General features: G+C 69.5%; 17 protein-coding genes and 1 tRNA gene. 12 read left to right on the plus strand and 6 right to left on the minus strand.

Annotated features, from left to right (window positions below; genetic code table 11):
- Positions 1-13: 13 nt before the first annotated feature.
- From ACWIDW_RS01350 to ACWIDW_RS01375, 6 genes are all read left to right on the plus strand, one after another.
- Positions 14-772 (plus strand): class I SAM-dependent methyltransferase, encoded by a 759-nt coding sequence (locus ACWIDW_RS01350; protein ID WP_454122347.1) that lies wholly within the window; start codon positions 14-16, stop codon positions 770-772.
- Between the two features lie 53 nt (positions 773-825).
- Complete coding sequence (gltX, locus tag ACWIDW_RS01355) at positions 826-2,331, plus strand: glutamate--tRNA ligase (protein WP_454122349.1); 1,506 nt, start codon at positions 826-828, stop codon at positions 2,329-2,331.
- Positions 2,328-3,641, plus strand: a complete 1,314-nt coding sequence (locus ACWIDW_RS01360) for a threonine/serine exporter family protein (protein WP_454122350.1) — start codon at positions 2,328-2,330, stop codon at positions 3,639-3,641. Before gltX ends, ACWIDW_RS01360 begins: the two co-directional genes overlap by 4 nt.
- 100 nt (positions 3,642-3,741) lie before the next feature.
- A tRNA-Gln gene (locus ACWIDW_RS01365) sits at positions 3,742-3,813 on the plus strand.
- Positions 3,814-3,890: 77 nt separating this feature from the next.
- Positions 3,891-4,124 (plus strand): type II toxin-antitoxin system ParD family antitoxin, encoded by a 234-nt coding sequence (locus ACWIDW_RS01370; RefSeq protein WP_454122352.1) that lies wholly within the window; start codon positions 3,891-3,893, stop codon positions 4,122-4,124.
- A complete protein-coding gene (locus ACWIDW_RS01375; RefSeq protein ID WP_454122353.1) occupies positions 4,121-4,411 on the plus strand; it encodes a type II toxin-antitoxin system RelE/ParE family toxin in 291 nt (96 codons plus the stop codon). The genes ACWIDW_RS01370 and ACWIDW_RS01375 overlap by 4 nt, the downstream gene beginning before the upstream one ends.
- Positions 4,412-4,424: 13 nt before the next feature.
- Here ACWIDW_RS01375 and ACWIDW_RS01380 read toward each other — a convergent pair whose 3' ends face one another.
- A complete protein-coding gene (locus ACWIDW_RS01380; RefSeq protein ID WP_454122354.1) occupies positions 4,425-5,996 on the minus strand; it encodes a molybdopterin-dependent oxidoreductase in 1,572 nt (523 codons plus the stop codon).
- Positions 5,997-6,179: 183 nt separating this feature from the next.
- On the opposite strand from ACWIDW_RS01380, the gene ACWIDW_RS01385 reads away from it, so the two are divergent.
- Positions 6,180-6,527 (plus strand): hypothetical protein, encoded by a 348-nt coding sequence (locus tag ACWIDW_RS01385; protein WP_454122356.1) that lies wholly within the window; start codon positions 6,180-6,182, stop codon positions 6,525-6,527.
- A gap of 33 nt (positions 6,528-6,560) precedes the next feature.
- The gene (locus ACWIDW_RS01390) at positions 6,561-7,244 is read left to right on the plus strand and encodes an HAD family hydrolase (protein WP_454122357.1); all 684 of its coding nucleotides are present in this window, start codon (positions 6,561-6,563) and stop codon (positions 7,242-7,244) included.
- A gap of 16 nt (positions 7,245-7,260) precedes the next feature.
- On the opposite strand, the gene ACWIDW_RS01395 is transcribed toward ACWIDW_RS01390, so the two are convergent.
- Positions 7,261-7,863 carry a PRC-barrel domain-containing protein gene (locus ACWIDW_RS01395; protein ID WP_454122359.1) on the minus strand — a complete coding sequence of 201 codons (603 nt, stop codon included), beginning with the start codon at positions 7,861-7,863 and terminating at the stop codon, positions 7,261-7,263.
- A 58-nt stretch (positions 7,864-7,921) separates the two neighbouring features.
- Positions 7,922-8,557, minus strand: coding sequence for a hypothetical protein (locus ACWIDW_RS01400; RefSeq protein WP_454122360.1), 636 nt, complete (start codon positions 8,555-8,557; stop codon positions 7,922-7,924).
- 202 nt (positions 8,558-8,759) lie between these two features.
- On the opposite strand from ACWIDW_RS01400, the gene ACWIDW_RS01405 reads away from it, so the two are divergent.
- Positions 8,760-9,755: a pirin family protein gene (locus ACWIDW_RS01405; protein ID WP_454122362.1), complete on the plus strand. Its 996-nt coding sequence runs from the start codon at positions 8,760-8,762 to the stop codon at positions 9,753-9,755.
- Positions 9,756-9,776: 21 nt separating this feature from the next.
- Here the strand turns inward: ACWIDW_RS01405 and ACWIDW_RS01410 are convergent, their stop codons facing one another.
- The gene (locus ACWIDW_RS01410) at positions 9,777-10,127 is read right to left on the minus strand and encodes a GNAT family N-acetyltransferase (protein WP_454122364.1); all 351 of its coding nucleotides are present in this window, start codon (positions 10,125-10,127) and stop codon (positions 9,777-9,779) included.
- Positions 10,124-10,597 (minus strand): carboxymuconolactone decarboxylase family protein, encoded by a 474-nt coding sequence (locus ACWIDW_RS01415; RefSeq protein ID WP_454122365.1) that lies wholly within the window; start codon positions 10,595-10,597, stop codon positions 10,124-10,126. The genes ACWIDW_RS01410 and ACWIDW_RS01415 overlap by 4 nt, the downstream gene beginning before the upstream one ends.
- 176 nt (positions 10,598-10,773) lie before the next feature.
- On the opposite strand from ACWIDW_RS01415, the gene msrA reads away from it, so the two are divergent.
- Together msrA and ACWIDW_RS01425 are read left to right on the plus strand one after the other, a co-directional pair.
- Complete coding sequence (msrA, locus tag ACWIDW_RS01420; RefSeq protein WP_454122367.1) at positions 10,774-11,331, plus strand: peptide-methionine (S)-S-oxide reductase MsrA; 558 nt, start codon at positions 10,774-10,776, stop codon at positions 11,329-11,331.
- An 85-nt stretch (positions 11,332-11,416) separates the two neighbouring features.
- Complete coding sequence (locus ACWIDW_RS01425; RefSeq protein WP_454122368.1) at positions 11,417-12,757, plus strand: APC family permease; 1,341 nt, start codon at positions 11,417-11,419, stop codon at positions 12,755-12,757.
- A 3-nt stretch (positions 12,758-12,760) separates the two neighbouring features.
- Here the strand turns inward: ACWIDW_RS01425 and ACWIDW_RS01430 are convergent, their stop codons facing one another.
- Positions 12,761-13,240 carry an Lrp/AsnC family transcriptional regulator gene (locus ACWIDW_RS01430; RefSeq protein WP_454122370.1) on the minus strand — a complete coding sequence of 160 codons (480 nt, stop codon included), beginning with the start codon at positions 13,238-13,240 and terminating at the stop codon, positions 12,761-12,763.
- Between the two features lie 114 nt (positions 13,241-13,354).
- Here ACWIDW_RS01430 and ACWIDW_RS01435 point away from each other — a divergent pair, with 114 nt between their 5' ends.
- Positions 13,355-14,545, plus strand: a complete 1,191-nt coding sequence (locus tag ACWIDW_RS01435) for a trans-sulfuration enzyme family protein (protein ID WP_454122372.1) — start codon at positions 13,355-13,357, stop codon at positions 14,543-14,545.
- Positions 14,546-14,572: the final 27 nt, after the last annotated feature.

Here is a 14,572-nt window from a genome sequence, read left to right on the forward strand (position 1 = left end):
CGGAGCGAACAGCATGAGCTGGACTGGCACCGGTGAGGCGTTCGCCGCCTCCTACGCCGCGCTGTGCGCCGGCACGGGCGAACGACTGCGTCAGATCGCCGGGCGCGGCCACGGCGGCACGCTGCTCGACGTCGGCGCGGGAGACGGAACCCTCGCTGCGGCGTGGACGGATGACGGCTGGCGAGTCACGGCGGCCGAACCAGACCCCAGCATGCGCGAGGCTGCCCGAGCCAGGCATCCGGAACTGAGGCTCGTCGACGTCGGGCTGCCGTGCCTCACGTTCGACGACCGGGAGTTCGATGTCGTGACGGCGAATTTCGTGCTCAACCACGTGGCCGATCCGCGGGCCGCCGCTGCCGAGCTGCGACGGGTCGCGCGCGAACTCGTGATCGCCACGACCTGGTCGGCATCGCCGACGGCGCTGTGGGCCGACGTGATCGCCTATGCCGGGCTGCCTCCGGCATCCGGAACACGTCTTCCCGCCGACAAGGACTTCGAGCGCTCCGCCGACGGACTCGCGCGCATGCTGACTGACGCCGGCTGGCTGCCCGAGGTCAGCGAGCTGAACTGGACGTGGCGGGCGGAACCTGACGCGCTCTGGCGGTCCGTCGATGGGGGAGTGGCCGGGGCCGGCGCGTACTACGCCACCCTGGCAGCTGCCGATCGCGCCCGCTTCCGCGCCGCATTCGAAGAGCTCGTCCACGCGCGGAGCGAGGGTGGCCGGATGCCGATGACGCAGACCGCCGCGATCGCCGTCGAGCGCCTCGACTGACTGCCCTCGAGGGGGCCGGGACCCGGCATCCGCCCCGGATAGAATCGAGGGATATGGCTACCGTGCATCCCCTCACCACCACCGCGACCGGATCTGACGTCCGTGTGCGCTTCTGCCCCTCGCCGACCGGCCTGCCGCACGTCGGCATGGTGCGCACGGCGCTGTACAACTGGGCCTACGCGCGCCACAACGGCGGCAAGCTGATCTTCCGCATCGAAGACACCGACGCCGCGCGTGACAGCGAGGAGAGCTTCCGCCAGCTGGTCGACGCGCTCACCTGGATGAAGATCGACTGGGACGAGGGGGTCGAGGTCGGCGGCCCGCATGCACCCTACCGCCAGTCCGAGCGGCACGACATCTACCGCGGCGTCATCGAGAAGCTGCTGGCGACGGGTGCGCTGTACGAGAGCTACTCGACGGCCGAGGAGATCGACGCGCGCAACGAGGTCAACGGCCGCGCCAAGCAGCTCGGCTACGACAACTTCGACCGCGACCTCACCGACGAGCAGAAGGCCGCGTTCCGCGCCGAGGGTCGTCAGCCGGCGCTGCGCCTGCGCGTGCCCGATGAAGACCTCACCTACGTCGACCTCATCCGCGGCGAGGTGACCTTCCCCGCAGGCTCGTTCCCCGACTTCGTGGTCGTGCGCCCGAACGGCGTGCCGCTGTACACGTTCGTGAACCCGGTCGATGACGCGCTCATGGGCATCACCCACGTGCTGCGCGGTGAGGACCTCATGCCGTCGACGGCGCGTCAGCTCGCGCTGTACGACGCGCTGATCGAGGCGGGTGTGACCACCTTCGTGCCGCGCTTCGCGCACATGCCGCTCGTGCTCGGCGAGACCGGCAACAAGAAGCTGTCCAAGCGCGACCCGCAGGCCGATCTCTTCCTGCACCGCGATCGCGGCTTCATCCACGAGGGCCTGCTGAACTACCTCGCCCTGCTGGGCTGGTCGATCGCCCCCGACCGCGACGTGTTCTCGCTCGACGAGTTCATCGCCGCGTTCGACATCGCCGACGTGAACCCGAACCCGGCGCGCTTCGACCAGAAGAAGGCCGAGTCGATCAACGGCGACCACATCCGCATGCTCGATGAGAAGGACTTCGCCGAGCGGATGCTGCCGTACCTTGCGGCCGCCGACGTGTTCGGCGGCGAGCCGACACACGAGCAGATCGTGCTCGCCTTCCGCGCGGCACCGCTCGTGCAGGAGCGGATGCAGCTGCTGGGGGAGTCGGCGGGCATGCTCGGCTTCCTGTTCACCGACGACGTCTCGTACGACGCCGACGCTCTGAAGGGCCTGCCGGCCAACGCCGCCGAGGTGCTCGAGGCATGCGTCGCGGCTCTCGACCCGGTCGACGAGTTCACCCCGGATGCCATTCAGGCGGCGCTGTCGGCGAAGCTGGTCGACGAGCTCGGGCTGAAGCCCCGCGTCGCGTACGGCCCGCCGCGCGTCGCCCTGACGGGTCGCCGCGTCTCGCCGCCGCTGTTCGAGTCGATGGAGCTGCTGGGCAAGGACGAGTCGCTGCGGCGGCTGCGCATGCTCGCCGACTTCCTGGCGTGAGCCGACAGGTTCCGGATGCCGTGATGCCGGCGGCCGAGACGGATGTCGTCCTCGGCGACCTCGGAGTGCTGCTGCTCGAGTGCGGCACGTCGGTCACCGACGTGCGCGGGTCGCTCGAGCAGGTGAGCAGGAGGGCGGCGCCCGAGACGACCCTCGAGTTCGCGATCCTGCCGGAGATGGTGATGGTCAGCCGGCCCGGCGCGGCATCGGCGACCACGACGGTGATCGGCAAGGGCGAGGCGCTGACCTTCCGTCAGTCGGCTCGTGCCAGCAGGCTGGTGCGCGATCTCGAGATGGGCGCGGTGCCGCTCGCGTCCGCTCCGGCGCGCATGGCGGCGATCCGCGCGACCCCGCGTCGGATGCCCGGACTGCAGAGCGTGCTCGGCTGCGGGCTGCTGTCGGTGTCGCTCGCCGTGCTGTTCCGCTGCCCGTGGTGGGCGGCCCTGCTCGCCCTCGTCGTGGGTCTGCTGGTCGGCGCCCTGACGATGCTGATGATGCGGGTGCGCGCGGCAGCCGCGGTGGCGCCCTTCGTGTCGTCCTTCCTGTCGACTCTGCTGGTCGGGGCCGTGGCGAACGCCCTCGACCTCGGGCCCGTCCCGCTGTTCGCGGTCTGCGCGCCGGTGGCCATCCTCGTGCCCGGCGCTCTGATCACCAACGCCCTGCTCGAGCTGACCTCGACAGACATCGTGACCGGCGCATCGCGGCTGATGTACGGGCTCGTCATGCTGGCGTTCATGGCGGCCGGCTTGTACGCGGGGGCCGCTCTGACCGGCCTGCGCGTCGATTCGGCGTCGGCTGCGCTGGTCGGCGAGGCCGTGCAGCTGTCGAACGAGAGCGTCGGGTGGGACGCCCTGCCGCCGCTGTGGACGGCGTGGCTCGCCGTCATCGTGCTGGCCATCGGCATCGGCCTGGCGTTCGGGTCGGGCTTCCGGCTGACGCTCGTGTGCATCGCGGCGATGACGGGCACGTACGCCGTGCTCGCGATGTTCAGCCCGATGGTGGGCAGCGTGGTCGCGATCGGGATCGCGGCCGCCGTGCTCTTCGTCGCCGCTCGGGTACTCGAGCGCGTGATGCTCGCGGTACCGGCCACGGTCTCGTTCCAGCCGGCGTTCCTGCTGCTCGTGCCCGGCACGGTGGGTCTGGTGTCGCTGGCGAGCTTCGACGCGCAGGCGCTGGCATCGGCGCCGATGATGTTCCTCAGCCTGTGCATCGGCACGAAGGTCGGCGCCCTGCTGGCGGATCTCGCGCGCATCACGCGCTCGACGGTGTTCCTGCGGTGGACGAAGCCGGCCCGGATGGGGGAGCTGTGAGCGGGGCGGGTTCGCCACGCCCGGGCATCCGGCGCCGATTCGCCATCTGCACCCCGCTCGGGTAAGCTTGACTCTCGGTGCGAGGCTCCGGTTTCGCCCTTGGGGTATGGTGTAATTGGCAACACGGCTGATTCTGGTTCAGTTGTTCTTGGTTCGAGTCCAGGTACCCCAGCAGAGAAGAACCCCCGCTCAGGCGGGGGTTTTCTGTTTCCAGAGCATCAGGGTACCAATAGTTGGTACCCTGAGGTCATGGCTACGAACACCTCGATCAGCCTCGATGATCACTTCACGGATTTTCTCGCGCGCGAGGTGGCGACCGGCCGCTATCGTTCCGCAAGCGAGGTCGTCCGCGCAGGCCTGCGACTGCTCGAAGACCGGGAGACCCAGTTGAGTGCCCTGCGGGCCGCCCTGGTGGCCGGCGAGGAGAGCGGAGAGCCCGAAGCGTTCGACTTCGACTCGTTCATCGCCTCCAAGCGCGCATGAGCGCATACCGGCTCACTCCGGCCGCGCAGCGCGATCTGTCTTCGATCTGGGACTATACGCTCGAGCACTGGAACGAGAACCAGGCCGAGACCTACATCCTGGAGATCCGGAACGCGATCGAGCGAATCGCGGAGCAGCCCGACCGCGGGCAGGCTGCCGACGACATCCGCGTCGAGTATCGGCGCTACACCATCGGCCGTCACCTGATCTACTTCATCCCCCGTGGTGATGGGGTCGACGTGATCCGGATTCTGCATCAACGGATGGACCCGGCGCGGCACCTGTGAGGGAGAGCGCCGCTCAGCTCACCGAGACCAGCGACCGCTGCCATCCGGTCGACCCATCGGGTGCGATGGGCGCACTCTCTTCGATCTGCATCTCGCCGTTCTTGTCGATCGCGCGCACCGTGACGTAGTGCGTGCCGGGCTCGGCATCCCATTCCAGCACCCACTGCACCCAGGTGTCGGTGTTGATCGGCGCCGACAGGGTCGCGCGCTGCCAGTCGCCGTCGTCGATGCGCACCTCGACGGCCTCGATGCCCACCGTCTGTGCCCAGGCCACACCCGCGATGGGGATGCGTCCGGCCGCGACGCTCTTGCCGAGCTTCGGCGTGTCGATGCGAGAGGAGAACTTGATCGGGGCCTGGGCGCTGTAGCCGCGCGGAGTCCAGTACGCCTCGTCCTTCTCGAACGTGGTGACGGTGAGCTCGGTCACCCACTTCGTCGCCGACACGTAGCCGTAGAGCCCGGGCACCACCATGCGAACGGGGAATCCGTGCTCGAGGGGGAGCGGCTCACCGTTCATGGCGACGGCGAAGATCGCGTCGAGCCCGTCGTCGGTGAGCGCCGACAGCGGTGTGCTGGCGGTGTATCCGTCGACGCTGCGGGACAGCACCATGTCGGCATCGGTGTGCGGGGCGGCCAACCGCAGCACATCCCGGATCGGCACACCCAGCCACATCGCGTTGCCGACCAGGTCGCCGCCGACGACGTTCGACACGCAGGTGAGCGTGATCGCATACTCGTCCAGCCCCATCTTCACCAGCTCGTCGAAGGTGAGCTCGACCTGCTTGTCGACCATGCCGTCGATCACCAGCCGCCAGGTGGCGGGGTCCACAGTCGGCACGGTGAGTGCCGTGTCAACCCGGTAGAAGTCGGAGTTGGGGGTGAACAGCGGTGTGATGCCTGGCACGTCGAGCTCTGCTCCCTCGGGGATCGTCACCGACGATCGAGGGGCCGGCAGGCGCAGACCCTTGCGGATCGCCGCGACGGACGCTGTCGCCGCGTTCACGGTCCGTGCAGTGATCCCGACGACCAGCGCGGTGGCGCCGGCTATGCCGGCGAGCGCGAAGAACCGTCGTCGGTCGACCGCCGCGACGTCGCCCGGGCCGGTTTCGGCGGCAGGGACGGCGCCGGCACGCTGCCAGGATGCGAGCCGCCGGCGGAGGAAGACGAGTGCCACGCTCCCCACGACCGCGCCGATCGCCGGAGGAAGGAACGCGAAGGGTGTGACGCCGGCGCGCGTCGTGGTCGCGGCCACCGACAGTGCCCCGGCGATGCCGAGGGCGATCACCCCGAGGGGCGGCCTGACGAGCTGCAGGATGCCCGCCACGGCCGACGCGATCACGACGGCCAATGCCAGTCCGATCAGCAGCGCGAGCTTGTCGAACTCGCCGAACGTCGCGATGGCGAATTCCTTGAGCGGCTGCGGGACGACGTCGATGACGAACGAACCCACCGCCAGCACCGGGCTCGCATCCCGGGCGACCAGCAACGCCGACAGCTCCGCGGCCGCGAGGAACACCAGGCCACTGACCACCCCCGCCAGCGCGGCGAAGACGATGAACCCGACCCGACGATCCTGCTTCGACATTGCTCCCCGATCCTCCGCTCGGCCCTGACGGCCGCTTGCTGAGTGATTCGGAGCTGCAACCCGATCGGATCGGATGCGCGGCAGCGCACCTAGCATCCGCCCTCCGCACCCGCCAGTCCCTTCAGACCGGAGCCCTCTGGTCGCAGTCTGGATGGGACACGTACGAGCGAAGAGGAGAACGCCATGGCCACTCGGCTGAACAGAAAGGCCCTCGAGCACGCCCAGGGGCTGCTGAGCAAGGGTGATGTCGTCCGCGACGAGCGTGACGACTGGAGCGAGCACGCACCCAGCACCGACGACGAGAACGCCTTCATCGACAAGCACGGCATGGACGAGTTCGCGCTGTGGCACCTCGGCGAGGACACCAGCGCCACCGAGGGCACGAAGGGCCGGTACAGCTTTCCGTACGGCGACTTCCGCCGGCTGCACCGGTGCGCGGTGATCTCGGCCGAGAGCAGAGCCGGTCAGTACGACCACACGTCGATCGAGAAGGCGCTGAAGGACCTGCTCGCCGACATCGACGACGACTGAGCCGCACCCGGATACAGGACAGGGGAGAAGAGCATGGACTCACCGACACCGACCTCAGAACACACCGACCCGCTGCTGACGGCCGACGCGTATCTGCTCGACGTCGACGGCACGCTCGTCGACTCGAACTACCTGCACGTCATCGCCTGGCAGCGCGCGCTGCGCGATGCCGACACCGATGCTCCCGCGGCTTCGATCCACGCCGCCATCGGTCTCGACTCCGACAAGCTGCTGGAGCGCATCATCCCCGACGCCGACGATGGCCTGCGTGAGCGCATCCTCTCCAGTCATTCCGCGCACTACGGCGACCTGTCCGACGAGGTCCGGCTGCTGCCGGGCGCGCGGGAGCTGCTGCGAGTGCTGCATGAGCGGGGTACCCGCGTGGTGCTCGCCACCTCCGCACCGCAGGAGGAGGTCGACCGGCAGCTCGCGGTACTCGACGCCGAGCAGTGGATCGACGCGGTGACCACTGCGGAGGACGTGCAGACAGCGAAGCCCGAGCCGGATGTCTTCGCCGTCGCGATCGATCGCGCCGGCGTGCCGGCTGAGCGGTGCGTGGCGATCGGCGATGCCCGCTGGGACATGATCGCCGCGGCGAAGGCAGGCGTCGTGTCCGTCGCCGTGGAGTCGGGCGGCACCGACGCACGTGCACTGGCCGAAGCCGGCGCCGCGTCGGTGTACCCGGATGTGCGGCAGATCGCCGATCTGCTGCAGTGATGTCGCCCGGTCACGCTCACTCCCGACGGCGCCGCAGGTCATCGCCTCCGAGCTCGCGTGACTCGTCTGCTGCGCTCGCCGTCGATTCGTCGAACCGGTCTGTGCGGGATTGCTCCGTGGTCTCGTACCGGGCCTCATCGACGGCCCGGCCACGACGCAGCGTCTCGTCACGCTGCGAGAGCGGAGTGGTGCCCGCCCGCTCATCCGTGATGACGTACCGGTGCACGCGGATCCGCTTGCGTGGAGGCCGCTGGTCGTCCGGAGCGGCGGACTCGTCCGAATCGGCGTCGCCCGAGTCCCCGCCGCGCCCGTCCTCGTCGTAGTAGTCCTGGATGCGGTCGACGTCGTCGTCGGTCAGCGTGCCCTCGGCATCGATGCGAGGAGCGTGCTTCACCGTGTCCTTATCGTGCTGCACATGAAGCACCTCGCCGTCGAAGTCGGCGTCGCGCAGCGGCACGAACGACTCCGATCGCCCGAACCAGCCGGTGGTGACACCGACGAACAGCGGCTGACCGCCTTCCGGGTCGACGTACACATGCTTGATCGTGCCGACTTTCGATCCGTCGGCGTCGACGACGTCTGCGTCGAACAGGCTGTTGATCTTGTGCGAATCGATCATGATCTGCCTTCCTGTCAGGCGGCGGGAGTGGTGGTCGCCGCTGGTACGTGTCGTCGACTCACCGTCCGAGTCCCACCCGGTCCACGCGGCGGTGATAGCGCATGCCGCCGACGCCGCCGAGAATCGCGCCGCCCAGACTCACGAGAGCCACGACGATCGCGGTGACGATGCCGGTGACCGTGAGACTTCCCTCGTCGACCGGGATGCGGGGGAAGCTGTTCAGCTGACCGAGGACGTTGAACTGCGACCCGGCCACCGCGGCGATGACGGCCACGACGATCGCGATGACGATGGCCCAGATCCAGACGGCCAGGCCCTGCTTGGCCCCTGAGAATCGCGCCATCCGACCGGCGACGTAGCCGCCGCAGTAGTAGGCGATGAACAGCAGGACGGCCAGGGCGATCGCTCCGACGATGGTGACGGTCTCGGCATTCGCCCCGATCTCCTGCGCGGCGTCTTCGACGTCGCCTTCGGTGACCCCCAGGCCGAGGCCCGCGCCGACCGCGCCCAGCAGCGCCGTCAGCAGAACCGCAGTACCTGTCGCAGTGAGCCAGCCGAAGAAGGCGGAGCCCCACTTGAAGCCGCCGAATCGCTCCTGCTCCCGCTCCAGCGCCTCTTCGCGCTGTGTGGGTCCGCGCTCGGCGGAGACGGCTGCGGGCTCACGGTCACGAGGGTCCGGGTGTGATGTGCTCATCTCGACTCCTGACGTCTGGTGGACGCAACCGATCACGCCCACGTGATCTCTTCAGAGTCGACCCTGCGATGCGCGACGAGGAGGGGGTTGACCTCGCATCATCGGAAGTGCCACCCCGCACGGCTGCGCGGTCCGATCCGTGTGGTCCACGGACTACGCTGGCTGCATCCCGACCGCAGCCGCAGCAGCCCGAGGAGCCGCGATGACCAATCTCGAAAAGGATCCGCCGCTCAGCGTTCTCGGCCCGGGGGAGCCGTGCACCTCGGTCGAGGTACTCGCGCCGCGTGAGGTGCCGCTCGGCGGCATCCGGGCGATGACGGTCTACCGCACCCTGCCGCAGAGACGTCGATCGCTGGTCGGCGCATGGTGCTTCCTCGATCACTACGGCCCCGACGACGTCGCCGAGACGGGCGGCATGGAGGTGCCGCGGCATCCGCACACCGGACTCGCGACGGTGTCGTGGCTGTTCACCGGCCGCATCGACCATCTGGATTCGAACGACGTGGCCGCCGCGGTGCTGCCCGGCGAGCTGAATCTGATGATCGCGGGACAAGGCATCACCCACCAGGAGATCAGCACGCCCGAGACGACGGTGCTGCACGGGGTGCAGCTCTGGTACGCCCTGCCGGACGCCACGAGGTTCACCGAGCACGGCTTCGCCCACTACGTGCCCGAGCCCGTCGAACTCGACGGGACGAGCATCCGGGTGTTCATCGGCTCGCTGCTCGGGTCGACCTCCCCGGTCGACACCCGCACACCCGACATGCTCGGCGCCGAGCTGACCCTCGAGCCGGGTGCCCGGCTGACGCTGCCGGTGCGCCGCGACTTCGAGCACGCCGCCCTCGCCGAGACCGGATCGATCCTCGTGAACGGCGCGCCGGTGCAGCATCGCGAGCTCGGCTACGTGCCCACCGGCGCCGACACGATGATCATCGACGCGGGAGCGGAGGGCGCACGCGTCATCCTGCTCGGCGGTGTGCCGCTGGGCGAGCAGATCGTGATGTGGTGGAACTTCATCGGACGCAGTCACGACGAGATCGAGGAGTTCCGCCGCCGCTATCAGGCGGAGCTGGGCTTCGAGCCGGTCGATCGTCGCGACGAGGGCAAGCCGACGCTGTTCGGCCCGTTCCGCGGGGGCCAGCGCGCTCCGCTGCCCGCGCCGGCGCTGCCGACCGTGCGGCTGCGCCCGCGCGACTGACGCGGCGCCCGCGCGACTGGCTCAGCCCAGCCGGGCCCGGACCGCCGCGTTGTGCTCGCGGCGACGCTCGACGACGTGGGATTGATATTCCGGATGCTTTGGCAGCCACGCCGCGACATACTCGCAGACCGGCACGATGCTCTTCCCGGAGGCGATCACGTCTTCGACGACGGCTCGGACCAGCGTCGACGCCAGTCCCCGCCCGCCGTACTCCTCCGACACCTCGGTGTGGTGCAGCACCCGATCGCCGCCGACATCGACGTACGACTCCTCGCCGATCTCCTCGGCCTGAGTGCCGTCGTCGCCGCGGTCGATCAGCACATACCGGGACTCGGCGGGCACATCCCGGATCTCGAAGCGCTCGTCGGTCATGACAGCACCGTGCCGTCGTCGCCGCGAGGACGCACCGGGTGCTCGCTGAGGATGGAGATGCGGTTGAACATGTTGATGGTCAGCGCGACCCATTCGGCGGCGGCGAACGCCTCGTCTCCGAGTACCGCACGCGCGCCCGACAGATCCGCCTTCGCCTCCTCGGTGAGCGGCATGCGCGTCGCGGCTTCCGCGACTGCCAGCACGGCCGCCTCGCGCTCGGAGTACAGCGACGCCTCTCGCCAGGCGGGAAGCATGTCGATCTTCTGCTGGGGGATGCCCGCGCCGCGAGCCTCGAGGGTGTGCAGATCGAGACAGAACGCGCACGCGTTGATCTGCGAGGCGCGCACCTTGATGAACTCGCTCTCCTGCAGCGAGAGCCCGCTGCGCTCGGCTTCGCTCGCCACGGCGCGGGAGTACTCTCCGGCGGCCTTCCAGACATCAGGTGCGGACTTGTCGAGATAGGGACGCATTTCTCTCCTCGGATGCGATGACCGGCCGGGAAGCGGCTCTGAGCACCAACCTAGACCGTGCGCGCCGCATTCCCGGGCGGACCGGGTCGGGCCGCCCGGCCCCGCCTGCGGACAGCGGAGGCACAATGGAAGACCCGGGACAGGCGAGTCCCGTCACGACACACGAGGAGACGCACATGACCAGCGGAGCACGCGACACCGGAGAGATCACCCGCCGCGACGGGGCCGAGACGGCCGTGCTCGCCGGCGGATGCTTCTGGGGCATGGAAGACCTCGTACGCCGTCAGCCCGGCGTCCTCGCGACGCGCGTCGGCTACACCGGCGGGGACAACGACCACCCGACCTACCGCAACCATCCCGGGCACGCCGAAGCGCTCGAGATCGTCTACGACCCCGCACAGACGACGTACCGCGACATCCTCGCCTTCTTCTTCCAGATCCACGACCCGTCGACGCTCAACCGGCAGGGCAACGACATCGGCACCAGCTACCGCTCGGCGATCTTCCCGCTCGATGCGGAGCAGGAGCGCGTCGCGCGCGAGACCATCGCCGACGTCGACGCCTCGGGTCTGTGGCCCGCCCCCGCGGTCACCACCATCGAGCCCGCCGGTCCGTTCTGGGAGGCCGAGCCCGAGCATCAGGACTACCTGGTGCGCTACCCCAACGGATACACGTGCCACTTCCCGCGTGCGGGGTGGGTGCTGCCGCGTCGCGAGGCCGAGACGGCCGGCTGATTCCGAGCACCCGGCGTCTACCGGTCGGGTCCGGCGGGTGTCAAGCCGGGTGCGATGGTGGATGCCGGAGCGTACGGTCCTCAGCATGGACACCCCCGACACGCCTCCTCGCCTGCGCCGCGCCATCAGCGGCCCGATGCTGTTCGCGTTCATCCTCGGCGACGTGCTCGGTGCGGGCATCTACGCCCTCATGGGGGTGCTGTCCGAGAGCGCGGGCGGCATGCTGTGGGCGCCGCTGATCGTCGCGCTGCTGCTGGCGCTGCTCACGGCGGGCTCGTACGCGGAGCTGGTGACGAAGTATCCGCGCGCCGGGGGAGCGGCCGTCTTCGCCGAGCGTGCGTTCCGCAGCCCGCTGCTGTCGTTCCTGGTCGGGTTCAGCATGCTCGCCGCGGGAGTGGTCAGCGCGGCCGGACTCGCGATCGCGTTCTCGGGCGACTACCTGGCCACCTTCATCGACGTGCCGGTGATCCCCGCGGCGATGGTGTTCCTCGTTCTGGTCGGACTGCTCAACGCCAGGGGCATCCGCGAATCGATGGGCACGAACCTCGTCATGACGGCCATCGAGCTCTCCGGCCTCGTGATCGTCATCGTCGTCGTCGCGATGTACGTCGGCGGGGGCGGCGGAGACCTCGGCCGGGCGACCCAGCTGCCCGACGGCGTCGGCGTGGCGGGCGCGGTGCTGGGCGGCGCGATCGTCGCCTACTACTCCTTCGTCGGCTTCGAGACCTCGGCGAACGTGATCGAAGAGGTCAAGCAGCCCAGTCGGGTGTATCCGCGGGCGCTGTTCGGAGCGCTGGTCACCGCGGGCATCGTCTACGTGCTGGTGGGCGTCGCCAGCGCCGCCGCGCTGCCGACCGACGAGCTGCAGGAATCGACCGGACCGCTGCTCGCGGTCGTCGAGGCCACCGGGCTGAGCGTGCCGTCGTGGCTGTTCAGCCTCATCGCGCTGATCGCGGTGGCCAACGGCGCGCTGCTCACCATGATCATGGCCAGCCGGCTCGCGTTCGGCATGGCCGAGCAGGGTCTGCTGCCCGCGCCGCTCGGTCGCGTCCTGCCGCACCGGCGCACACCGTGGGTGGCGATCGCGTCGACCACGGTGGTGGCGATGCTGCTGACCCTCGTCGGCGACCTCGCGACCCTCGCCGAGACCGTCGTGCTGCTGCTTCTGCTGGTGTTCATCAGCGCGAACGTGTCGGTGCTGGTGCTGCGGCGCGACAGGGTGCCGCACGAGCACTTCCGGGTGTGGACGTTCGTGCCCGTGCTCGGCGTGATCTCCTGCCTCGTGCTGCTCAGCCAGCAGCGACCGATCGTCTGGCTGTTCGCAGCGATCCTGCTGGCCGTCGGCGTCATCCTCTGGCTCAGCACTCGTCGCTTCGCGGGGCCGCCCGTCGCCGACACCGCCGACGAGGTCACACTCGAGCGCTGATGGTCACGGGCGGGGAACGACGCCCGCGCCCTCCCGCAGCTCGAACACCAGCTGCGTCTCGGTGGCTCTGACGATGTCGTGCACGGTGATGCGCTCGAGCACGATGTCGCGCAGTGCGGTCGCATCCGCGACGGCCACGTGCACGAGGAAGTCATCGGCTCCGGCGATGTGGAACACCTGCAGCACCCCTCTGGTCGCGGCGAGCGCGTCGAACAGCGCCTCCACGCCGTTCCTGCTGTGATTGCCCAGGCGCACCCGGATCATCGCCTGCACCGGCGCCCCGACGCGGGCGGGGTCGATCTCGAGACGAGGGCCGGTGATCACGCCGCGGCTGCGCAGCGTGCGCAGCCGGAAGGCGCAGGTGGATGCCGGGATGCTCAGCGCCAGCGCGAGGTCCTTGATCGGCGCCTGCGGCTCGTCGATCAGCGCTCCCAGGATGCGCAGATCGAGCTCATCGACGGGGCCCTGCTGTGCTGCTGCCAACGTGTCCTCCCGAGATCGACGTCGCGTTGCTCAAGCAACAAGATACGCGCGCTGGCCGACTTCTCGCGACAACTGGACTGGACGCCGATGAGCGAGGAGAGCAGGATCGGAAGCATGCCCGAGATGCCGCTGCACCCCGACACCGTTGCCGTCCACGCCGGCCGCGCCGATTTCGGCGCCCTCGGCGTCCACGCCGCCCCGATCGACCTGTCGTCGACGAACCCGCTGCCCGACATCCTGCACGGCGGCGATTCGTACGAATCGATGGCCACCGGCGGTCACCCGCTGCCCGATGGCGGCAACGTGTACGCCCGGCTGTGGAACCCCACCGTCGCGCGCTTCGAGGAGGCGCTCTCCGAACTCGAGCACTCCGAGGCATCCGTCGCCTTCGGCTCCGGCATGGCGGCGATGACCGCAGCGATCCTCGCGCACACGACCGCCGTCGGCAAGCGGCACATCGTCGCCGTGCGCCCGCTGTACGGCGGCACCGATCACCTGCTCGACTCCGGACTGCTCGGCGCCGAGGTGACCTTCTGCCACGAGCACGAGGTGGCCCAGAGCATCCGGCCGGACACCGGCATGGTCGTGCTCGAGACACCCGCGAACCCGACGCTCGACCTCGTCGACATCGCCGCGGTCGTGGCGCAGGCCGACGGCATCCCGGTGCTCGTCGACAACACGTTCGCGACGCCGCTGCTGCAGAACCCGCTCGACCTGGGAGCCGCCATGTCGATGCACAGCGCGACCAAGTACATCGGCGGCCACGGCGACGTCATCGCCGGCGTGATCTCGTGCAGCGAGAGCACCGCCGAAGCGCTGCGGCGGGTGCGTGCCATCACGGGAGCTCTGCTGCACCCGCTGGGCGCCTACCTGCTGCACCGCGGCCTCGCCACGCTGCCGATGCGCATCCAGGCGCAGCAGAACTCGGCCCGGGCGCTGGCGCACTCCCTGCGCGACAACCCGGCGGTCAGCGAGGTGCTGTACCCCGAGTTCGATGACGAACGCGGCCTCATCGGCCGTCAGATGCGCGGCGGGGGAGCGATGATCGCCATCCGGCTCTCCGGCGGGTACGCCGCCGCCGAGGCGCTCACCGGAGCGGTCCGGCTGTTCACCCACGCCGTCTCGCTCGGTGGAGTCGACTCGCTGATCCAGCATCCCGCCGCCCTCACCCACCGCCCGGTCGCCCCGGAGGCGCGGCCGGGAGCCGACGTCGTGCGGCTGTCGATCGGGCTCGAGAACGTCGACGATCTGCTCGCCGATCTCGAGCAGGCGTTGGCGAAGGCGCCGGTGCAGGCCACTGCGTGAGCCGCCAGGACGTGACACGATGGATGG

This window comes from Microbacterium sp. NPDC055312, assembly GCF_053645675.1.